Origin of the sequence: Roseateles depolymerans (genome assembly GCF_003387155.1) — a bacterium.
Classification (GTDB): Bacteria; Pseudomonadota; Gammaproteobacteria; order Burkholderiales; family Burkholderiaceae_C; genus Roseateles; species Roseateles depolymerans.
On the sequence record NZ_QUMT01000003.1, the window covers coordinates 522,612 to 543,569 of the forward strand.

16 protein-coding genes are annotated in these 20,958 nt (G+C 67.2%); 6 read left to right on the forward strand and 10 right to left on the reverse strand.

The features are described from left to right. Entirely contained in the window at positions 1-408 is a 408-nt protein-coding gene (locus DES44_RS16145; RefSeq protein WP_058933725.1) for a GFA family protein, read from the reverse strand. A gap of 151 nt (positions 409-559) precedes the next feature. Here DES44_RS16145 and DES44_RS16150 point away from each other — a divergent pair, with 151 nt between their 5' ends. Both DES44_RS16150 and DES44_RS16155 read left to right on the forward strand, forming a co-directional pair. After that, entirely contained in the window at positions 560-940 is a 381-nt protein-coding gene (locus DES44_RS16150; RefSeq protein ID WP_058933724.1) for a DUF2946 domain-containing protein, read from the forward strand. Positions 941-1,079: 139 nt separating this feature from the next. Then, a complete protein-coding gene (locus tag DES44_RS16155; RefSeq protein WP_232309914.1) occupies positions 1,080-3,596 on the forward strand; it encodes a TonB-dependent receptor in 2,517 nt (838 codons plus the stop codon). Positions 3,597-3,648: 52 nt separating this feature from the next. Here DES44_RS16155 and DES44_RS16160 read toward each other — a convergent pair whose 3' ends face one another. The 6 genes from DES44_RS16160 to DES44_RS16185 form a co-directional block, all read right to left on the reverse strand. Then, entirely contained in the window at positions 3,649-5,778 is a 2,130-nt protein-coding gene (locus DES44_RS16160) for a CHASE2 domain-containing protein (protein ID WP_058933723.1), read from the reverse strand. A gap of 1 nt (position 5,779) precedes the next feature. After that, positions 5,780-7,543 (reverse strand): HD domain-containing phosphohydrolase, encoded by a 1,764-nt coding sequence (locus DES44_RS16165; RefSeq protein ID WP_058937167.1) that lies wholly within the window; start codon positions 7,541-7,543, stop codon positions 5,780-5,782. 4 nt (positions 7,544-7,547) lie between these two features. After that, positions 7,548-9,563 carry a FecR family protein gene (locus DES44_RS16170; RefSeq protein WP_083525294.1) on the reverse strand — a complete coding sequence of 672 codons (2,016 nt, stop codon included), beginning with the start codon at positions 9,561-9,563 and terminating at the stop codon, positions 7,548-7,550. Further along, entirely contained in the window at positions 9,560-10,924 is a 1,365-nt protein-coding gene (locus DES44_RS16175; RefSeq protein ID WP_058933721.1) for a porin family protein, read from the reverse strand. Before DES44_RS16175 ends, DES44_RS16170 begins: the two co-directional genes overlap by 4 nt. A 228-nt stretch (positions 10,925-11,152) precedes the next feature. Beyond that, positions 11,153-12,553, reverse strand: coding sequence for a cytochrome c (locus tag DES44_RS16180; RefSeq protein ID WP_058933720.1), 1,401 nt, complete (start codon positions 12,551-12,553; stop codon positions 11,153-11,155). Beyond that, complete coding sequence (locus tag DES44_RS16185) at positions 12,550-13,161, reverse strand: c-type cytochrome (protein WP_058933719.1); 612 nt, start codon at positions 13,159-13,161, stop codon at positions 12,550-12,552. Before DES44_RS16185 ends, DES44_RS16180 begins: the two co-directional genes overlap by 4 nt. Before the next feature lie 329 nt (positions 13,162-13,490). Here DES44_RS16185 and DES44_RS16195 point away from each other — a divergent pair, with 329 nt between their 5' ends. Next, entirely contained in the window at positions 13,491-14,987 is a 1,497-nt protein-coding gene (locus DES44_RS16195) for an aminotransferase-like domain-containing protein (protein WP_058933717.1), read from the forward strand. On the opposite strand, the gene DES44_RS16200 is transcribed toward DES44_RS16195, so the two are convergent. Continuing rightward, positions 14,974-15,780: a hypothetical protein gene (locus DES44_RS16200; RefSeq protein WP_147307113.1), complete on the reverse strand. Its 807-nt coding sequence runs from the start codon at positions 15,778-15,780 to the stop codon at positions 14,974-14,976. The genes DES44_RS16195 and DES44_RS16200 overlap by 14 nt on opposite strands. A 118-nt stretch (positions 15,781-15,898) precedes the next feature. Then, positions 15,899-16,702 (reverse strand): MipA/OmpV family protein, encoded by an 804-nt coding sequence (locus tag DES44_RS16205; RefSeq protein ID WP_083525293.1) that lies wholly within the window; start codon positions 16,700-16,702, stop codon positions 15,899-15,901. A 202-nt stretch (positions 16,703-16,904) separates the two neighbouring features. On the opposite strand from DES44_RS16205, the gene DES44_RS16210 reads away from it, so the two are divergent. Then, entirely contained in the window at positions 16,905-17,570 is a 666-nt protein-coding gene (locus DES44_RS16210) for a response regulator (protein ID WP_058933714.1), read from the forward strand. Then, positions 17,567-19,000 (forward strand): sensor histidine kinase, encoded by a 1,434-nt coding sequence (locus tag DES44_RS16215; RefSeq protein ID WP_058933713.1) that lies wholly within the window; start codon positions 17,567-17,569, stop codon positions 18,998-19,000. Before DES44_RS16210 ends, DES44_RS16215 begins: the two co-directional genes overlap by 4 nt. A gap of 69 nt (positions 19,001-19,069) precedes the next feature. On the opposite strand, the gene DES44_RS16220 is transcribed toward DES44_RS16215, so the two are convergent. Continuing rightward, complete coding sequence (locus tag DES44_RS16220; RefSeq protein ID WP_058933712.1) at positions 19,070-19,900, reverse strand: alpha/beta fold hydrolase; 831 nt, start codon at positions 19,898-19,900, stop codon at positions 19,070-19,072. Between the two features lie 102 nt (positions 19,901-20,002). Here DES44_RS16220 and DES44_RS16225 point away from each other — a divergent pair, with 102 nt between their 5' ends. Beyond that, positions 20,003-20,896 (forward strand): LysR family transcriptional regulator, encoded by an 894-nt coding sequence (locus DES44_RS16225; protein WP_058933711.1) that lies wholly within the window; start codon positions 20,003-20,005, stop codon positions 20,894-20,896. Positions 20,897-20,958: the final 62 nt, after the last annotated feature.

Below are 20,958 nucleotides of genomic sequence, written 5' to 3' on the forward strand. Positions count from 1 at the left end.
TCAGGGGCGAAAGTCATCGTCTTCGTAGCGGCCGGGGTTGTCGCGGTCGTGCCGGTAATGGCGCGACAGCGGGAACGCCGGCAGCCAGGACTCGCGACGGACGGTCCACAGCTCGTAGGTCGGCTGGAACTGGTCGATTTCATCGAAGGCGCCCAGGCTGACCTCCACCTCGTCGCCCGATCGGGCGAAGACCGAAGAGCCGCAGCGCACGCAGAAATGGCGTCCTGCCCATTCACGCGTGTCCCCCGAAATCGCCACGGCTGATTGCGGATAAATGGCCGACGCATGAAACAGCGCGCCATGATGCTTGCGGCAATCCAGGCAGTGGCACACCCCCACGCGGTACGGCGCGCCATTGGCAATGACACGCACATCGCCGCATAGGCATCCGCCGGTCTTCGGGTCCATGTCAGTCTCCCCATCTCAAAGGCTTGGCTAGCGGCAATGCCGATGCCCACGCCCGATGCTAAGGCCGGCAGCCCCTGCGGCGGATGTCTCGCCCACCACGAAGTTGATGGATTGCTGCGCGGCCCGGCGGACGCGCCTCTAGAATCGCGCGATGTTTGCTTCCCGCAGCGCCAAACGCCTCACGCTCTGGATGGCCCTTGTGGCCATCCTGATGATGGCTGTTGCGCCGCTGGTGTCGCAAGTGGTGGGCGCGGACCGCGAATGGCAGGAGATCTGCGGCGTGGGCGGTGCCCGCTGGGTCCAGACCAGCACGGCGGACCCGGGACAGGACTTGCCCCAGTCCCCCGCGCATCTGCTGGACCATTGCCCCTACTGCTCCCTGCATGCGGATGCGCTGGGCATGCCTCCGTCGCCGCTCGCCGCCTTGCCGGCGCTGCCTGCGCACACCCTGCCACCGGCCTTCCTGCAGGCGCCCTACACGCTGCATGCGTGGCTGACGGCGCAACCCAGAGGCCCTCCCCAGATCGGCTGACGGCTCGGTCCACGAGCCTTTGATGGCTGGGTCGCTCGTCCCCTCGGGGCGTGGCCTTGTCTTTGCACCCTCATCTGCCTCCGCGCACCCGGGGCTTGCTCGTTGAAGCAGGCCCGGGGGCGCCTGCACAGCCGACATCATGAACAAGACCCTGATCGTGGCCGCCCTGGCCACGGCATATCCGCTCGCGCCGGTTTCCTGCGCCTGGGCGCAAACCGCCACCGCCTCTGCATCCGCGACCGCCGCGTCGGCGCCAACCGCCGCTGCTTCCACCGCTGCATCCGCAGCGTCCTCTCAGGCCGGCACCCCGGTCCCACCCCTCCCAGCCTCTGCCCCCAAGGAAGCGACGCTTCGTGGCCGTTCTGGACCTGCGTCGCCGACATCCAAGGACGCCGACCAAGCCGCAGACACCCCGGTCAAGACGCTGGGCATGGTGACCGTCCGAGGCAGCCGTCCCAGCTCCCTGCCCACCAATATTCCGACCACCCTGGAAAGCGTGACGGCGCAGGACATCGAGCGCACGATCAACGCCACCGACAGCGAGGATGCGCTCAAGTACTTCCCCAGCCTGCTGGTGCGCAAGCGCTACATCGGCGACTACAACCACGCCATCCTGTCCAGCCGCGCATCCGGCACCGGCAACAGCGCCCGATCCGCGGTGTATGCGGACGGCATCCTGCTGTCCAACTACCTCGGCAACGGCGTGGGCGGACTGTCCTTCCCGCCCCGCTGGGGCCTGGTGACCCCGGAAGAAATCGAACGGGTGGACGTGATGTACGGACCGTTCTCCGCCGCGTACGCCGGCAACTCGGTGGGCGCGGTGGTGGACTTCATCACCCGCATGCCGACGAAGTTCGAAGCCCATGCCAAGGCCAGTTATGTCCTGCAGCCGATGCGGCTCTACGGCACGGACGAGAACGAGCATGCCTGGCAGACCAGTGCGTCCGTTGGCAGCCGCTCGGGCGACCTGTCCTGGTGGATCAATGTCCATCACACCGACAGCCTGGGCCAACCCCTGACCTTTGCCACCCGACTCAAAAGCGCCGGTACGCCGGGCACCGCCGGCACGCCCGTGACCGGTGCCGTGCCCGGCGCCAACACGGCCAACCAGCCGTGGCTGGTGCTCGGGTCCGGCACCCAATACACCACGCGCCAGGACCACTTGAAGATCAAGCTGGCGTACGAGCTCACGCCCACCGTGCGGGCCAGCTACCTGCTGGGGGTCTGGCAAAACGATTCCGACGGCAATGCCAGGAGCTATCTGAAGGACGCGACCGGCGCGCCGGTCTACAGCGGCCCCATCCGCATCGAAGGTCTGCAGTACACCGGCAGCCAGGCACTGACGGGCGGCGACTTCGCCGTCACGCGCGAAGACCTGATGCATGTGATGCAGGGCGTCTCCGTACTCAGCCATGGCGGTGGTGAATGGGACTGGGGCGTCTCCGCCAGCCAGTACGACTACCGGCGCGACCGCAAGCGCCAGAATGCCGCCAGCAACCCGCAGCCGGCCGCACTGGCCGGCGGGCCCGGCACCCTGGCGGACGGCAGCGGCACCGGCTGGACCACGCTGAGCGCGCGGGGCATCTGGCGTCCCTCCGCGCAGCACACGGTGGAGGTCGGCGTTCAGCAGGACCGCTACCAGCTGCGCTACCGCACCTTGAGCATCGCCGGCAACTTCCTGACCGACGAGGCCGGCACCCTGGCCAGCAGTGTGCAAGGCCGCACGCGTTTGCAAAGCGTGTATGCGCAGGATGCGTGGGACCTGGCCGATCGCTGGCGGGCGGTGCTGGGCCTGCGGGCGGAGCATTGGACAGCTTCCGACGGACGGACCGATTTTTCCGGGACGTCCTCGCAAAGCTATGCATCGCGGCGTGTGAACGACCTGTCACCCAAGGCAGCGCTGTCCTGGCAGTGGCTGCCGCAGACGGTGCTGAAGGCATCGGTGGGACGCGCAGTCCGCATGCCCACGGTCTCGGAGCTGTACGGGGCCACCTCCACCACCAACTCGCAGTACATCAACGATCCGAACCTGCGTCCGGAAAAGTCCTGGACCGGCGAGCTGAGTGCCGAGACCACGGTGGGGGCCTGGTCGTCTCGCCTGACCTTCTTTGCTGAAGACACGCGCGATTCGCTCTATTCCCAGACCACCTTCGACGTTACGGCCAACAAGAACATCAGCCGGGTGCAGAACGTCGATCACATCGCCACCAAGGGCCTGGAAGCCACGGTGTCCGCCAATGACTGGGGACTCCAGGGCCTCGATCTCTCGGGCAGCGTGACCTATGCCGACTCCCGCATCAAGCGCAACCAGGGCTTCGTGACCACGCCCGGCGACACCGTCGGCAAATGGCAGCCCAACATCCCGCGCTGGCGCGCGACGGCCGTGGCCAGCTACCGTTTTGATGCGCACTGGACGGCCACCCTGGCCGGTCGCTACAGCGGACGCCAGTACCGCACGCTCAACAATGCGGACGTCAACGGCTTCACCTACCAGGGCGTGAGCAAATACGCGACGCTCGACGCGCGGGTGCTCTACCGCTTCAACAAGCAGTGGAGTGCAGCCGTGGGCGTGGACAACCTGAACAACTACCAGTTCTGGAACTTCCACAACTATCCGCAGCGGAGCTACACGGCGGAGCTGAGGTTCGACCTGTAAGCGGCGGGCTGGTGCGGTCCGGCGTCAGGCGCCTGGATCGCACCGCCCTCGCTCACTTCATCGACAGCTCGATGGCATCGTCGCGGCAGCCCGCTCGCAGACGATCCCGGTGAAAGGCCACCAGGCCATCCTGCGGGCGTTGCGCCGCCAACGATTCAAAGGCCGGCAAGGCCTCGTCGCGGCCGTCCCGCATCAACGCAAACGCCTGCTCGTAGTCTGCATCGACCTGAGCGGCGTCCGGGCCCATGCCCAGGCCTTCGTACGCCATCAGGAAGGACGTGCGCCCCGCCAGCCGCAGCCGGCCAATCGGACGCGCCACGGCCCCGGGGCAGGCCTGCAAGGTCTCCTCGGACACGCACAGGGACGTCCCCAGGAACTTGTTGGCGCCCTCCAGCCGGGCAGCGGTATTCACCGGGTCGCCCAGCGCGCGATAGTCAAACAGCGTGTCCCCGCCGAAGTTGCCCACCGTGACTTCGCCGCTGTGAACGCCGATGCGGGTCTCGCAGAAGGCAATGCCCTGCCGCTGCAGCGCATCGACGTAGCCACGGGCGAAGGCCTGCATCTCCAGCGCACATCGCAGCGCCCGGGCTTCGTGGTCCGCCTGCGGGACCGGCGCGGAGAACATGATGGCCACCGCATCCCCGACGATGCGGTCCAGCGTCCCGTCATGCCGGAAGGCAATCGCCACCATGCCGTTCAGATAGTCGTTGAGCACGGTCACGGCCACCGCGGGATCCATGGCTTCCATGCGCGCGGTGAATCCCTGCAGATCGGTGAACACGAAGCTGCAACGCTGTCGCCGCCCCCCCAGCTCCAGCGCCTGCGGATGGGCCAGCAAATAGCGGATCAGGTTGGGCGAGACGTACCGCGAGAAGGTCGCCTGCATCCAGCGCTGGCGGCGCTCCGCCCAGCGGTGGCGCAGCAGCGTGGTGGGCGCGAAGACCAGAGTCATGACCAGCCAGGGCGGGACGGGATCCAGCAGCAGCCGTTGGTAGCGGAAGCAGACCCAGGCCGTCAGTGCGATGGCACCGACCAGCCCCAGCAGCACCAGGCTCGACCGGCCCGGCCGGGCCTTCATCGCCACGACTCCCACCACCAGCCCGCCGAGCAACGCCACCAGCCACTCCGCCGCCGGTGCCCATCCCGGGCGAGACAGCTGCTGACCGGACACGATCTGCTCCAGGGCCTGCGCATGCACCTCCACCCCGGGGATCACGCCGCCCAGCGGACTGAAGCGCAGGTCCATCAATCCTTGCGCCGAGGTGCCCACCAGCACGATCTGGTCGCGTAGCGCGCCTGCGGCCACCCGGCCCTCAAGCAGTTGCCATGCGGGGATGCTGCGTCCCGCTTGGGCGCGGCCATAGTGCACCCACAACGCGCCGGACGAGTCGGTGTCCAGCACCCGCGTGCCCACCTGCAGGTCGATCACGCCCCCGCCTGCTTCAGCCGCATGGATGCGATAGTGGCCCTGCCCCGCGGCGACGCGCAGCGCCTCGGCTGCGAGCGAGGGCACCGGGCGCCCTTGCAGGTTGAACAGCAGTGGCACACGGCGCACGATGCCGTCCACATCCGGCAGGAAGGTCATCGCGCCCTGCCCGCTGGCGGCGGCCTGCAGGTCGGGCAGGTTGCTGACGCTGCGGGAGAACGCCGGCAGCGAGGGCATGGCGTCTCCGCCCATCAACACGAAGCCGGCTTTGGACTGCAGCGCCTCATTCGCCTGATGCGCCTGATGAGCCTGCGTCTCAAGGCCCGCCTGCGCTGCAGACCCCGTCAGCGCCAGACCCAGCACCACCCGTCCACGTCGCACTTCCTCGGCCAGCATCCGGTCCGGGTCTTCCACATCACCGCCGCCGGCCCGCGCCTGCGACGAGCGCTCCGCTTCCGGGAACATGATGTCCAGGGAGACCGAGGCCGGCTGCTGCGCACGCAGCGCTTCCAGCAGCCGCGCCACCTGCGCGCGTGACCAGGGCCATTGACCCACGCGGCGCAGACTCTCCTCGTCGATATCGACAATGCGGACCGCGGGCGCCTCATAGGGCCGCGGAAACCAGCGCTGGAACTGGTCGAACACCGCATTGCGCGCGGTCCGAAGCGGCACCGGGCTGGCGATCACCAGCGCCAGGCCCAGTAACAAGGCGCCAAGCGGGACCCACCAGGCCCAGCGCGTCAGGCGCCCGTTCATCTCAGGCCTGAGCGCCGTTGGCGTAGAACGGCGTGGCGTCCTGCACGTCGATCTGCGAGGGATGCAGATGCTTGCGCGCGAAGTCCAGGTAGACGCCCGAGGACAGGAACAGGTTGAAGATGTCCGGGTCCACATGCGGGCCGGCCATGCGCTGCAGCACGGCCAGCGCCTCCGACAGCTTCTTGGGCTTCTTGTACGGACGGTCCGATGCCGTCAGCGCCTCGAAGATATCGGCCACCGCCATGATGCGGCTGGGCACCGAGAGGCGATCCGGGCCCAGCTGCCGTGGATAACCCTTGCCGTCCATCCGCTCGTGATGGGTGCCGGCGTACTCCGGCACACGTCGCAAATGCTTGGGGAAGGGCATCTGCTCCAGCATGGTCACCGTGTGCACCATGTGCTCGTTGATCTTGTAGCGCTCCTCCGGCGTCAGCGTGCCGCTGCGCACGCCCAGGTTGTGCAGCTCACCGCGGTTGTAGAGGTGCTCGGGCACCTTCATCTTGAAACCGTAGGCCGGATCGGGCCGGTCCTCCGGCGGCCGCGGCACCAGGTCGCGGGGACGGTCGGACAGCAAAGGCTCGCTGCACGGCAGCGACGCGGCGGGCTCGTGGGCCCGGCTGGCCAGCTCCGCGGCGGACAGGCCCAGCCGGTCGTCGAAGTGGCGCATCCAGCGCTGCTCGCCGATGCGGTGCAGCCGCTCGACCGCCTCGTCATCCATGGTCTCGGTGCCGACATTGGATTTCGCGACAAAGGCAAAGTCCTCATCCAGCCGGGCGAGCGCCGCATCATGAGCGGCCTGGGCCGCATCGTCCCAGTGGCCCGCCAGGCGCTGCTGCAAGGCCTGGATCTCCAGGTCCCGGCGCATCACCTCGAAGCGCATCCGCACCTCGTGGATGCGGTTGTGGATGGTCTCGAGCTTGGTCGCCTTGTCGATCACATACTCCGGCGTCGTGACCTTGCCGCAGTCGTGCAGCCAGGCGCCGATGCGGAACTCCTCCCACTCCTCTTCCGACCGGAACGCAAAATGCTTGAGCGGTCCTTCGGAGCTGTCGCTGGCGGCGCGGGCCAGCATCATCGCCAGCTCCGGCACCCGTTCGCAGTGGCGGCCGGTGTAGGGGCTCTTGGCGTCGATGGCATTGGCCAGCACGCGGATCAGGCTGCCCATCAGCTCTTTCTGCGATTCCACCAGCGCCAGGTTGTCCAGAGCGACGGCGGCTTGTGCGGCCATGGCCTCCACCAGCCCCACCGTCTCCGGGTCGAAGGGCACGATGGCGCCAGTGGTCGGATCGAGCGCATTCATGAACTGCAGCACGCCGATGGGCGCACCGCCTCGCGGCGCGATCGGCACCGTCAGCATCGACACGGTGCGGTAGCCGGTGGCCACATCGAAGGCACGGGTACCCGTCAGGTCGAAGCGCGACTTGGCGTACACATCGTCGATCAGCACCGAGCGGTTGTGCAGCACGGTGTAGACCGACACGAAGTTCTCGTTCGGGCGACCCGTGTGCTCGTTGTAGAGCGGGATCTGCTGCGACGGCAAGGGGTCGCTGCGGGTGCGGAGTTCAAAGCGCAGCGTCTGCTGGTCCGTCACCATGTACATGGTCGCACCGTCGCAATGCAGCAGCCGGCGGCCTTCACCGAGCAGTTGCTGCAGCAAGGCGGGCCGGTCCCGGCTCATGGACATCATGATGCAGGTCTCGATCAGGCCCTTGAGCCTGACCGCGTCCACGGAGCGGGGCGACGGGCGGAAGTCGGAAGAGCTCATCAATTCAGCGCTTGAAGACGATCACGCCGGACACATTGCCGATCCGGGTGTCGAAGCCATAGAGAACGCCGGCCTGCGTGCCCGAGGCCCCCGCCAGTTGCCCCATCACCGACACGTTGTTGCCCAGGCTGCCGGTACAGCCGCCGACGCAGCCGCTGCCGGTGCTGGAGATCAGCGACACGCCGGAGAAGCCCGAGGCCGAGGTCTGCGTGGCCACGCCGACCAGCGAGAAGGTCTGCCCCGCGACCGGCACGGTGAGTGAATAGCTGGCATTGCCGCCCAGCTGCAGTTGCAGGGAAGCGGTGAAGGAGCCGGTCGCGCCGTTGACGGCGCCAACGGCCACCAGCTTGCCGTCGGACTGCACGGTGGGCGCGGTGGAGGCGAATGAGCGGAAGGTGCCCGAGACCGGGCCCGTGGGGGTCTCGGCCAGCGCGAAGTAATGCAGCGTGGTGATCTTGCCGTTGCCAACGCCCTTGCCGTTGGAGGTGCCTTTGACCTTGCTGTCGCCATCCGTCCAGCGGCCCCAGCCGATGACGCCGTTCGAGGCCGCATCGACAGGCTTGCCTTTCTCCAGCATCGCCTTGCCGGTCGAGGGATTGTCGAGATCGGTCATGCCCTGTTGAGGGTTGAAGGTGGCAATGCCTTCAGTCACGCCGGAGGCGGCTTCACCGTCCTTGTTGCTCCAGACCAGGCCCACCGTCAGCTTGCCGCTGGGGAGCGCGACGGTCGGGCCCGGGCCGGGCAGAGGTCCGGGTCCGGGTGCTGGCGTGGGAGGCTTGGGCGCTGGGGGCGGGGATGGCAGAGGCGATGGGGAAGGCGCGGGCGAAGCACCGGGCGCAGGCGCCGGCGTGGGCGATGGTGACGGTGCGGGAGACGCGCCAGGGGCCGGTGCAGGCGCTGCCCCGGAGCCTGGGGCCGGCGCTGGCGTCGGGGACGGCACGGGAGCGGGCCCCGTCGACGGCGGCACCCCAGGGGGACTCACCACCACGATCGGTGCTGTCTTTCCGCTGCTGGCGGGGGCGGGCGCAGTGGCGACCGTGGTCGAGCCGGGAAGGCTTGGCAGGGTGTCCGCGTCGGACGGCGCGGCCGGGGCCGGCGCGGGGGCGGACGTGGGAGGCGGTGCAAGCGCCGCGACCAGATACTGGGCCACCTGCTCCCCCGATGAGGGCTTTGTGGGCGTGGCGGGCACATCCGCGGCAACCACTGCGGCAACCACCGGTGCGTCTGTGGACGCTGTACTGGGCGCAGCCACCGTCGGAGCCGGGTTGGCTGCTTCGTTGCCCAATTCGCCGGTGGGTCTGCCGGCGGATTCGCCGGTGGATTCGCGAGACGCCTCCTCGGCCTTGTCTGCCACGGCCACTGTCTTGGCATTGGCCGGTTGCAGCATCACCAGCGGCCGGGCCGCCACCGCCGGTTTCACCGCACGGCTGGGCGTCTGAGCGCCAAACCCCTTGGGCACATCGACACAGCCGCCGTCATTGCAGACGGCCACCCGGCCGCCGATGACGCCCACATCCAGCTCGCCCGCCGCGCCAATGGCCGCGGTGTATTCAGTGCCTCGAATGCCGATCGTGCCGGACGGCGTGTCGAGCCGGTAGTCCTCGGCGCGCGGATGGCCGATGCTGCCGCTGATCGTGCGCAGCGCGCCGCGCACCAGGCTCATGAAGCCGCGCTCCTCGCCACCCGGCGTAGGCGCCACGCGGTAGTCGTCCAGCCGCAGCGTGGTCTGCTCGCTCAGCGACATCATCGCGCCATCGACCATGCGCAACTGAACGCGCCCCCGTCCGGTCTGCACCGTTTCGCCCGATTCGATCTGCGCGCCTTGGGCCACCTCGCGCACCTGGCCCTGGGCCGACACCACCCGCACGTCGCCGCTGGCAAACAGCACCGTGGCGGACGGCGCCGCCCAGCTCAAGCCCGACACCACGCACAGCGCGGCCATGGCCACCAGGCGGCGCAGGGCCGGCATCGTCGTCGCAGGGGCGCCATCGTGTGCAGCGCGCGGGAGTTGACGGGTCATGGGAAATTCCTGTGCAGGGTGACCTGGACGGTGTTGCGGACGTAGTCGTAGAGCACGACGTTGGAACCGGCGCGCGTGTAGCGCAGCTGGCCCGTCAGTTCCCAGCGAGGGCTGACGGCATGGCGCAGACCGACGGAGAGCTCCGTCAGCCGATCACGTCGGCTCGTGTTGAAGAAGGGTTCCTCGCCGCCGTAACGGCGGCCCTCGTACTGCGCTTCTCCCAGCAGCACCAGGTCGCCGCGCAGGCGACGCTCCAGCCCGAGACGCAGCCCCTGCCCCCGATGGCCAAAGGCGGCGAAGGCCGCATCGGTGCGCTCACGAACGAGATAGAGACTGCCGTAAGCCAGCGTCACGCCCCGCTCGAAGCTGCGCGCCGCGCCAAGGCCGAGCACGGCCCGGTCGTTGTCGCGACCGATTTCACCGGGGAAGTTCTGACGCGACCATTGACCAAACACACTGCCCTGCAGCGTTTCATTGAATTGCGTCTGCCACTGGGCCGTGACGCCGCCGACATCGCGGTAGCGCTCGGACCCCACCCAGGCATTGCCGCCTTGCAGCGCCACCGTCTGACTGTGCGCGCCCGCGGTATGGCGCACACCGGCGGTGGTATCGACCAGCACGGTGTCGAGCGCGTGGACGTCACGGTTGACGGTCCGTCGCACATTGGCCGCCCCGATCAGACTCCAGGTGCGGGACAGCGGCCATTCCACCAGTCCGCCGCCCGCCGCCTGCCCCACCAGCGCACTCTGGCGGCGACTGTCTTCGGAGGTCTGGAACAGGATGCCGCCAAAGGCCGGGATGGCGAATTCGCCTTGATGGGTGGCGCTGTTGACGTTGCTGTCCCAGCCGGCGCCGACTTCCAGATAAGCGGACGCGCGTGCACCGCGCCGTGGCACGACCTGGTCCATGACGCCCAGCACGCGGTCGATGGCGGCGGCGGCCTCGGGCGGTGTGTCGCCGGCGCGGGCCTGGTCCAGTTGCTCGCGCGCCCGGCCGGACTCCCCCGCGGCGAGATAGGCCCGGCCCAGCTCCGCACGTGCGAGACGGTCGTCCGGACGACGCGCCACCACCCGCTCCAGCGCGAAGAGGGCGCGGGTCACATGGCCGGCGTCCAGCGCGGCAATGCCCAGCAGATAGTCGAAGCGGGGGTCACCCGCGCGCTGGGTCTCCGAAGGCGCCAGCAACGCATAGGCGGCAGCGGCCTCCTGACGCGACAGCAAGGCCGCAGCCTGGTCCAGCAAGGCATCCTGCGCCGTGGCGCTCAGGGCGCAGCACGTGAGCGAGACCGCCAGCACGATGCCCCCAACCCCCGACTGTCCGCAACGAGCGAATTTCCGGGTGGCAGTCTTCTCCAAACGCATGTCACCTCTTTTTGATGGTCGTGAATGCGCCGAAACGCATCCCAACCTCCCATCATCGGTGCCGGTTCGGTCAAATGAAACGTCTCGATACGAGTGTGCGTGACTTCCTGCTCGCGCACCGCCGTGGTGAATCCGGCCTCAATGGTCGAGTTCGACAGGCATTCCCTCGAAGCGTTCGATAACGCACGTTAAATCGCAGCCGTACAGCCAACGTCAATGCGCGGTGTGTCAGTGCACTTGCAGCACGTCGAGCGAAGACACGGGCTCGGCCTCATTGCCCCACGACTGCCGCAGATAGGTTGCGACGTCCGCGATCTGCTGCTCATTCAGCGCCTGCGCAAACGGCGGCATGCCGAAGGGGCGCGGGTTGCCCAAGGTGGCCGGCGCAAAGCCTCCATGGCGGATCATCTGCACGAGGTTGTTGATCACCCCCAGCGTGACGGCGCGGTTGCCGGCCAGGGCCGGGTATTGCCCCGCAACGCCTTCGCCGGACGCCCCGTGGCAACTGGCGCAGTGCTCGCCATAGAGCTTGCCGCCGCGCTGCAGCACTTCCGGGGTGGCGCGTTTGAAGCCCTGCCCGGCGGAGGTGCCTTGGGTGTCGCTCTTGGCCCGGGTTGCAGACCCGGCCCTTGATGCGCGCACGGGCACCGTCGCCAGGTAGTCCGCCATGGCGCCCAGGTCTGCCGCGGTCATGTACTGCGTACTGGAAAAAACGACGTCGGCCATCGGGCCGGATACCGACGAGCCCTGCGTCACGCCCTGCTGCAGCAGGCTCACCACCTGGGCGCGCGACAGATGCTGGATGCCTGCTTCATGCGGATCGGCCAGCGACGGCGCATACCACGCGCCATCCGGCATCAGGCCGCCGGACCATTCGCCATCGCTGCGGATGCCGCCCAGAGCATTGCGCTCGGAGTGACACGCGGCGCAATGGCCCAGACCCTTCACCAGATAGCGGCCTCGATTCCAGTCCTGCGTCTGCTGAGGGTCGGCCTGAAACGTCGCCGGTTGAAAGTTCAGTGCACGCCACACCGCCACGGCCGCCTGCGTCCCATACGGAAAACGCAGTTCATGCGGTTCATTGGGTCGCTGCACGGCAGGCACCGAACGCAGATAGGCCCACAGCGCGTCCGAGTCCTCCCGCGTCACCCACGTGAAGCTGGGATACGGGAAGGCGGGATTGAGGAAGCGTCCATCCTTGGAACGGCCATGATGCAAGGCCCGCCAGAAATCAGACGCCGTCCATCGACCGATGCCGGTGGTGTCATCGGGTGTGATGTTGGGGGCGAGCACCACGCCAAACGGTGTGTCGATGCGCCGACCTCCGGCAAAGGGGCTGCCGCCTTGAGGCGTGTGGCAGCCCATGCAGTTACCCGCGCGGGACAGATAGGCGCCGCGCTCGATCTGCTGCGCCGATGGCGCGGACACGGCGCTGGTCGACATCGGTCCACCGGACGAGCCTTTCACTGCAGCCCCACCGGGCACCGCGGCTGCGTCAGGCTTCTCGGACGCCTCGGGCGCCTCGAATGCTTCCCCGCGCACGTTGAGCCAGTAAACGCTGACCGACGCCACCGCGCCCGCCAGCAGCAAGGTGCCGGCCCAGGCCCATGGATTTCGCCAGGCGCTCATGGCCCGCCACTCCCGCAGGTGATGGGCAACGGCTGCGCGCCTGCCGGTGCCGGATGGGGATTCGCCGGCACCGCCTGCGAGGACAACCATCGGGCCAGCACGCTGACCTCATCTGCCGTCAGGCGCTGGGCCACTGTGGCCATGCAGTCCGGTGCCCGGGCGTGGCGTGACCCGGTCTGCCAGGCCCCCAGTTGCCCGATCAGATAGTCCGCCGGCAAGGTCAGCAGGCCGGGCATCGCCGGAAGCTTGCCGGTCATGTCGGCGCCATGGCAGGACACACACGCGGGCAGTTGGCGCTGCGGTGCGCCCCGATAGACCAGGGTTTCGGCGAGCCGGGTCTCCTCGGCGGTGAGGCCGCTGGGCCGCGCGGGCGGATACGGCAGGTCCAGGCTGGAAAAGTAGGCGGCCATCTCTCGCAGGTAATCGTCCGACATGTACTGCATCAGATGATTCATCGCGGTATTGCGGCGACGGCCTTCGCGGAAATTCTGGAGCTGGTTGAAGAGGTAGCCCGCAGGCTTGCCGGCAATGCGCGGGAAGTAGCCCGCACTCGTTGCGCGCCCTTCCCGGCCATGGCACATGGCGCAAGCCTTCATGCGCTCGGCCATGGCTTCACGGGGTAGCGGCGACGACGCAGGGGTCGCCGTCTGGGCGGCTGGCTGTGTCGCTGTCGGCGCGGATGTCGGGGTAGATGGCGGGGCAGATGTCGGCGCCGATGTCCGTGCCGATGTCTGTGCCGACACCTGCAAGGCGGCTGCACAGACCATCAGCGCAGCGGCACGACGGACCAAGGAAGGCATCCAGGACATGGGCAAGACTCTGCGGCATTGGGGCCAGGAAGTACAGAAGCAGTTTCGCGCGAAAATCCCGGATCAGACGCCCCCTCCCCCAACGGACTGTCGGCAAGCACAGTCGTCCCCATCACGTCGGACCCCGCATGAAGCGCTATGAAGCCTTGGCCGAGGAACTCGCCGAATCGATCGCGTCCGGGCAACTGCGCGCCGGGGATCGGCTGCCGTCGGTGCGTGAGTCCAGCCGGGATCGCGGCATCAGTCCGTCCACGGTCTTCGAGGCGTATTACCTGCTGGAAGCGCGCGGGCTGATTGAAGCGCGCCCGCGCTCGGGCTACTTCGTCCGCCATGCAGTGGCCTCGCAACCGGAGCCGTCCGCGTCGGTGCCGGAGATGCGCGAGCGGCAGGTGGAGGTGTCCGAGCTGGTCTTCCAGGTGCTGGGCCTGGCCCGCAACCGCGCGCTGACTCCGCTGGGCTCCGCCTTTCCCAGCCCGATGCTGTTCCCCCTGCCCCGGCTGGCCCTGGCCATGGGCAAGGCCGCGCGACGCCTGGACCCATGGCGCACGGTGGAGGACCTCTCCCCCGGCAGTGCGGAACTGCGACGCCAGTTGGGCCTTCGTTATCTGACCTCCGGCTGCCGGGTTGATGCTGATGAGGTGGTCATCACCAACGGCGCGATGGAGGCTTTGAACCTGTGCCTGGAAGTGGTCACCCAGCCCGGTGATCTCGTTGCCATCGAATCACCGACGTTCTACGGCGCCCTGCAGGCGCTGGAGCGGCGCGGATTGAAGGCGGTCGAAGTGGCGACCCATCCCCGCACCGGATTGGATGTCGACGCCTTGGCCAGTGTGCTGGAGAAGCATCCGGTCAAGGCCTGCTGGCTGATGCCCAACTTCCAGAACCCGCTCGGCAGCCTGATGCCGGATGAGGCCAAGGCGCGTCTGGTGGCGCTGCTGGCGCGGCATCAGGTGCCGCTGATCGAGGACGACGTGTATGGCGAGCTGTACTTCAGCCGCCGGCCCCGCCCTGCCAAGGCCTGGGACAAGACCGGGCTGGTGCTGCACTGCAGCTCCTTCTCCAAGTCCCTGGCGCCGGGCTATCGGCTCGGCTGGACGGCGGCGGGCCGCTTCGCGGAGGCGGTCGCGCGCCGCAAGCTGATGAGCACGCTGGCCACGCCGGTGCCGATCCAGGAAGGTCTGAGCGAATACCTGCAGCGGGGCGGTTACGACCGGCACCTGCGGCAACTGCGGCAGACCCTGGCCCAGCATCGGCAGCAGGTGCTGCAGGCCATTGCCAGGCACTTCCCCGCCGGCACCCGCGCGACGCAGCCCGAAGGCGGCTATTTCGTCTGGGTGGAGCTGCCGGCCGAGATCGATGCGCTGGCGCTGCACCAGGCGGCGCTTTCGGAGGACATCAGCATCGCGCCGGGGCACCTGTTCTCCGCGGACCATCGGTTCCGGCATCACCTTCGGATCAACTTCGGGCATCCGGACCATCCGCGGGTGGAGGCGTCGATCAGGGCTTTGGGAAGGATCGCGCAAGCGATGAACGCGCGAGAAGACTCAGGCGGCACCCGCCGCTCAGCTGGGTCCAGCGGCTCAAGGCATTCAAGTGGGACGGGAGCCCCATTCAACGAGCTTTGATGGAATACCGGTCCCCATAAGGGAACAGGTCCGCATCGTCTTTTTTGCACGTCACGAAACAACGGTGGATGACGAGCTCCTGGCGCTCGAGCGCCGTCAATCCGTCCTCGTTGATCTCGCCTGCTGGGAGCGCGGAGAGATCGCAATCGCCCTCCACGTTGAAATGGAAGGTGCCATCAATGAAATAGTCGCGCCGGAAACGGGTTCGCCAAGAGGAATTGGCGCCCCATCCGTGCGCCAGATCGGAATGCGGGCGTGTCTTCCTGCGGTGGGCCCAATAAAGCCTGGAGGTCGATGCGATGTCCGGAGCCAAGGTGTGGGCGCCTGCTGCAACAGCCACCCCTGCCCGCATGAAGAGCATGGACCCTAGCATCAGACAGGGCCAGTGTTCGTGCAGGACCTCAGGCGCGGCCTTGGGATCAGGCACTGTGGTCAATGTCGTGATCTCATGATGGAACGGGGACCATGCCAAGGGACGCATGACCGTCAGCCCGATGCTCTGCGCGAACTGGGCGAATTCCTCCTTCGTGATGGCGGGGCCAGGCCATTCACTGCCGTCGGCATTGCCGCTTTGGAATCGAAGCACCAGCAACTCGAGCACGCGGTGAGCCTCGTAAAGCAACCAGCTCTCATCGTCAGACAGCTGAGGGATCGACTTGATCGATCGAATGTTCACTGACTTCAGCGGATCCACCGCTGACGTGTGGGACCTCAGCCAGGTCGTCAACACGTCGGCGAAGGCCGCCTCACCGTCGTAGTCAAGCAGTTGGTCGGGGAGCAATCGGAAAGACACGGTCGAGGCTGCCAGGGCATAAAGATTTCGATAAGCCGAGCTTAGCTGCGGTCAGTGGCCGCAACTGCAGCCAGCCTGACAAAGTCCGAACGCGGGTTCTCCGCGGACTCGGCTCGGTTCAGAAGCGATAGGCCACGCCCACCCCAGCCGTCACTGCGGTGGGCCGACTCACGATGGGGCTGCGGCGCGCATCGCCCAACAGCCGCGTGACGCCAATGTTGGCGTTCAGGCTCCAGGGCCCGGTGATCTTGTAGTCGGCCCCCAGAGACAGATCCGCCTTTTCCAGACCCGCTTTTGGAGTAAAGACCGTAAAGCCACTGGCGGCGGACTGGGTCGGACTGACCCCGAAATAGGCCTGCATCTGACGACGATCGGCCCAGGTCACGCTGCCGTCCACCGACAGCGAGAGGCGATCCCCCACAGGCACGGCATGCCGCGCCAGCAGGCTCCACTGAGCGCCTTCGCTCCCGCGGCTGCCCACCGACTTCAACACCAGGATGCCAATCGGCCCGTAGCCGGCCATCGCACCGACCTGCGCACTGCTGCGGATCTCGCCCATGCCTTTCAAGCGTGCATCGCCGGGCACTGGATAGCTGCCACTGGGGCGGCGCTCTTTGCGGCCCGGGTCGACGTTCAGCAGGACGCCTCCCCAGAATGGGCCGGCCTCCGCGCTCCAGCTCAGGCCGGAGCGACCGTCCAGGTCCACGTGTCCCCAATCCCGCGTGCGATAGCTCAGGGACAGATCCAGAGCCGGTACCGTCACACGGTTAGGGCTGCCCAGGTAGGTGGGCGTCTGCACGGCGGCAATCCCCGCCTGGCCGCTCAGGCCCAGGGGAACCCTCGCATCCTGGGCGAAGGCGGCACAGCCGTAGGCCACCAGGGCCAGGGTCAAGGTGAGGCGAAACTGTCGAAGTGGGCGCATGGTTGAATCAGAAAAGTGGAAGATCAGACGCGGCGGCCCTGCCAAGACTTGCACGCGCCGATCGCATTCTTCAAAGCCATGACCGAGGAAATGCCCAGGGCCTCACGCGACGGGTCGTTCGGAGCGCACCGAAAACATCCTGGGCAAGCCCTCGGTTTGAGTTCACTAGACTGGCGTTTTTCAAGTCCCCCACGAGCTAACCGTGCACCTGCTGCTTGTTGAAGATGATCTGGACCTGGGCGCCGACGTTCAGCGCGCACTGTCGGCCGCTGGGTTCACCAGCGAATGGGTGCGAGGCGTCAAGCCGGCCTTGGCGATGACGGCTGGCGAGGATGCGGGTCGGTTTGCCTGCGCGCTCTTGGACCTGGGCCTGCCGGATGGCGACGGGCTTCGGCTGTTGAAGCAATGGCGTCAAGCCCATCTGACCTTGCCCGTCATCGTGCTGACCGCTCGCGATGCGCTGGAAACGCGTGTGGCCGGCCTCGATGCGGGCGCCGACGACTATGTGGTCAAGCCCGTGGCCGCCGAGGAGCTGGCCTCTCGCATCCGGGCGGTGACCCGCCGCGCGGGCGGCTATGCCACGGCCGTCTGGTCGCTCGGCGCTTTGCGCATCGATACGGCCCGGCGCGAGGTCATGCTGGAGGACCGGCTGGTGCCGCTGTCGCCCAAGGAATTCCTGGTGCTGGCGGAACTGGCCCGGCGCCCGGGTGAGGTCGTGGCCAAGCACCGGCTGGCGCAGGCACTGTCGCCGCTGGCCGAGCCCATGGATTTCGGGGCCCTGGAATGGCATATCGCGAATCTGCGCCGCAAGCTGGGCGAGAGCCGCATCCTCACCACGCGAGGCGTGGGCTACAGCGTGGTCGAATGATGAAACGCTGGCTGACGCATCCGTCGATCGCAAGGCGGCAACTGTTGTCCCTGCTGGGCGCCTATGCCCTGGTATGGCTCGTGGTGGTCGCCATTTCTTCCAGCGCTGCCACCTGGTCGGACTCAGGCGATTACGACCGCGAGATGCGCTCCATGTCCAATGTGATCGACAGCGTCATCCAGACACCGGGGTTGTCGCTGTCCTCCGCACTGGAAAGTGTGCGACTGAAGCTGGTGCAAGACGGGAAGCTGGCGGGTGTCGATGGGGCGCCGTATGGCTTCGAGGTCAGGGATGCAGCCGATCAACTCATCGCGCGAGGGGGCGTCGTGCTGCCGGACTTCAAAGACGTCGTGGGCGCCGGCTTTGTCAACGCGGACGTGCAGGGCCAGCGGTGGCGGCTCCTTCGCGAGGTGTCTCTGGGCGGGGAGCGAATGATCATCGTCGCGCAGACGCGGGAGATGCGGTGGAAATTGCTGAGCGCTGGCATCTTCAACACCACGGCGCTGCTTCAACTGCTGGCGTGCATCCCCTTGTTGTTTCTGCCGATCTGGCTGGCGGTGTGGACCGGGCTGGCGCCGCTGCGGCGCCTCTCTGAAAGCCTGTCTGCACGGCAGGCCGGCGATCTTGCACCCGTACAGTTGGACCCGCCCCATCGGGAGCTGATGCCGATGGCGGACGCTTTGAACGGCACACTCGCGCGGCTGTCCGAGTTGCTCAACCGGGAGCGTGCTTTCCTGGCCGATGCGGCCCATGAACTGCGTACGCCGCTGGCCGTGATCTCTGCGCAGTACGACACGCTCAGGCATTCCCCCTCAGGGCCCCAGTGGGATGAGGCCTTGAAACGGCTCGGGCTGGGCGTGAACCGGTCCGCCCGACTGGTCAATCAACTGCTGGTGCTGGCCCGGCTGGAAGCCGGCGATGGTTCGCGCCGGACCCGGGTGGACCTGGCCAATCTGATGCGGGACTGTCTGGCGCTTCAGGCCACGGAAGCGGCGCGGCGCGGCATTGAGCTGAGCTATCTGGGCTGCGACAGCCTGATCGCGTGGGTGCCGGAACACGGCGTGGAAACGGTCGTTCACAACCTCGTCAGCAACGCCATCCGGTATGGCCGGCCGGGCGGCCAGGTTGAAGCCGTCCTGGAGTTGGGCGAGGAGGATTGGTGCGGCATCAGTGTCAGTGACGACGGGCCGGGCCTGGCAGAGGACGAGCATGGCAAGGTGTTCGAACGCTTCTGGCGGGGCAGCGCTGCCACCACCGCCTCCCCCGGCTCCGGGCTGGGTCTTTCCATCGTGATGGCAGCGGCACGGCAACTCGAGGGACAGGTCCGCATGTCGCCGGGACTCGGGGGCAAGGGGCTGCGCGTCTCGCTGTTCTGGAGACTGGAGCGAGAGCGCTGGGAGCCGGCTGCGACGCCTGGCACAGCGCCCTGAGCAAGGGTGGTGTGCGTCGGTCAGGGGCTGCCTGGGCGGCCCCTTCATCGGCGCCGCCCAGGTCCTGCTTCATGACGAGCGCGCTGCGTCAGTCTCCTTGCGTTCGCTGCGCTGTCCCCGCGCATCCAGCTCGCGGACAAAGCCTTCGATGGCAGCAGCCACCTGCTTGGGTGCCTCGAGCGGCAACAAGTGCCCCGGACCGGCCAAGACCTGCAGCCGTGCACCGGGAATGCGGGGCAGCAGTTCCTCACGCAAGGTGTCGGTGCGATCGACCTTGTCGCCGTCTCCCGACAGCACCAGCACCGGCACCCGGATATGTCCCACAGCGGCAGTGATGTCCTCGGCCATGCCCACCTCGGGCCAGGCGCGCTTGGCCTGGGCAGAACCCGCCAGGCTGTCCTCGATGACCTGCGCCTTGAGCTCTGGCGCCAAAGGCGTTGCGGTCAGCACATGGTCCACCACCCATTCAACGGACGCGGGTGTGTCGTAGGCCCCAGCCATCACCGTCCGCTCCTGCTCGGACAGGCGCATCGGAGACGGCGGCGACGGCGCGACCAACACCACGCCTTCGAGCCCTGGCAGTTGCCGGGATGCCAGCAATTGAGCGGTCTTGCCCCCCATGGAATGGCCCACGAGGACATATCGCTGAAGCCCCAGCGCCTCGATCACGCCCTGAGCATCATTGGCCATGTCCTCGATGCGGTAACCCTCTTGCGGCGCCTCCGATTGGCCCCACCCACGATGGTCAGTGGCGACAGTGCGGAATTGGGAGGACAGTGTGTCGATCACCCGCTGCCAGGTGCGGGACGATCCCCCGTAGTAGTGCAGGAAAACGAGGGTCCGGTCCCCATCGCCGGCCTGCTTCACATGCACGCGGATGCCGTTGGATTGAATGAACATTTGCAATCTCCTTTCGGTTGAGTGACGGCAATCTTCACTCCCTCCAAAACCTTTGATAATCCTTCGATCCCCATCGACAGTCGCTCTCATTCGGATCGAATCATGGACAGATTTCTGAGCTTTTCTCTCTTCACGGCAGCCGTGGAGGAAGGCAGTCTGGCGGCTGCCGGTCGCAGATTCGGACTGACACCGGCGGTGGCTGGAAAGCATGTAAGCGCCTTGGAGAGTCAACTCGGCGTGCGACTGCTGCAAAGGACCACTCGCAGGCTCTCGCTGACGGACGCTGGTCATGCCTTTTTGCCGCGATGCCGACGCATCCTGGCGGAGTTCGATGAAGCCAAGCGTGAAGCCGGCGATGGTCAGCAGCAGGTCACCGGCCGCTTGCGCGTGGCCGCCCCCACGGAATTCGCTGTGGCGCGACTCGGCGAAGTCATCGCCCGCTTTGCAATGGCCCATCCTGCAGCGCAGGTGGATGTGTGCCTGGATGACCGCTACATCGACCTGCTGTCCCAGGAGATTGATGTGGCGATTCGCATCGGACGCCTCGCGGATCCCAATCTGGTGATCCGCAAGCTCGGGAGCTGCCGATTGGTGTTCTGTGCCTCCCCTGCTTTCATTGCGACGCATGGCATGCCACAGCATCCCTCAGCGCTGAACAGCCTCCCCAGACTGGCCTTCAGCCAGAGCGTGTCGCCGCATGACTGGAGCTTGTGGGACGCACAGGGCACCCTGCATGCGGTGAGCGGACCCAGCGCGGTCTGCGCGAACAATGTGCAGTTGCTGGCAGAAGTTGCTGCCGCCGGTGCTGGTGTGGCCTACGGACCGGATTTTGTCTTTGCGTCCAAGCTCGCGAGCGGAGCCTTGGTGCGTGTGCTGGAAGACTGGCAGACGCCGAGTCTGGAGATCCAGGCGGTGTATCCAGCAGCCCGATTCATTCCGCAGAAGGTGAGGTGCTTTGTGGACCTGCTGGCGGAAGTCATGCGCGAGGAGCGCTGATCATCTGCGCCGCTCCCGCGTCGATGCCAATGTGGGACGGGTAACAAAACTACACCGCGTAC

Coding starts and splice junctions, on each gene's coding strand:
- DES44_RS16205 (WP_083525293.1), bottom strand. CDS start 16,702: ATGCGCCCACTTCGACAGTTTCGCCTCACCTTGACCCTGGCCCTGGTG.
- DES44_RS16225 (WP_058933711.1), top strand. CDS start 20,003: ATGGACAGATTTCTGAGCTTTTCTCTCTTCACGGCAGCCGTGGAGGAA.
- DES44_RS16180 (WP_058933720.1), bottom strand. CDS start 12,553: ATGAGCGCCTGGCGAAATCCATGGGCCTGGGCCGGCACCTTGCTGCTG.
- DES44_RS16195 (WP_058933717.1), top strand. CDS start 13,491: ATGAAGCGCTATGAAGCCTTGGCCGAGGAACTCGCCGAATCGATCGCG.
- DES44_RS16150 (WP_058933724.1), top strand. CDS start 560: ATGTTTGCTTCCCGCAGCGCCAAACGCCTCACGCTCTGGATGGCCCTT.
- DES44_RS16170 (WP_083525294.1), bottom strand. CDS start 9,563: ATGACCCGTCAACTCCCGCGCGCTGCACACGATGGCGCCCCTGCGACG.
- DES44_RS16160 (WP_058933723.1), bottom strand. CDS start 5,778: ATGAACGGGCGCCTGACGCGCTGGGCCTGGTGGGTCCCGCTTGGCGCC.
- DES44_RS16145 (WP_058933725.1), bottom strand. CDS start 408: ATGGACCCGAAGACCGGCGGATGCCTATGCGGCGATGTGCGTGTCATT.
- DES44_RS16220 (WP_058933712.1), bottom strand. CDS start 19,900: ATGTTCATTCAATCCAACGGCATCCGCGTGCATGTGAAGCAGGCCGGC.
- DES44_RS16165 (WP_058937167.1), bottom strand. CDS start 7,543: ATGAGCTCTTCCGACTTCCGCCCGTCGCCCCGCTCCGTGGACGCGGTC.
- DES44_RS16155 (WP_232309914.1), top strand. CDS start 1,080: ATGAACAAGACCCTGATCGTGGCCGCCCTGGCCACGGCATATCCGCTC.
- DES44_RS16215 (WP_058933713.1), top strand. CDS start 17,567: ATGATGAAACGCTGGCTGACGCATCCGTCGATCGCAAGGCGGCAACTG.
- DES44_RS16185 (WP_058933719.1), bottom strand. CDS start 13,161: ATGGCCGAGCGCATGAAGGCTTGCGCCATGTGCCATGGCCGGGAAGGG.
- DES44_RS16175 (WP_058933721.1), bottom strand. CDS start 10,924: ATGCGTTTGGAGAAGACTGCCACCCGGAAATTCGCTCGTTGCGGACAG.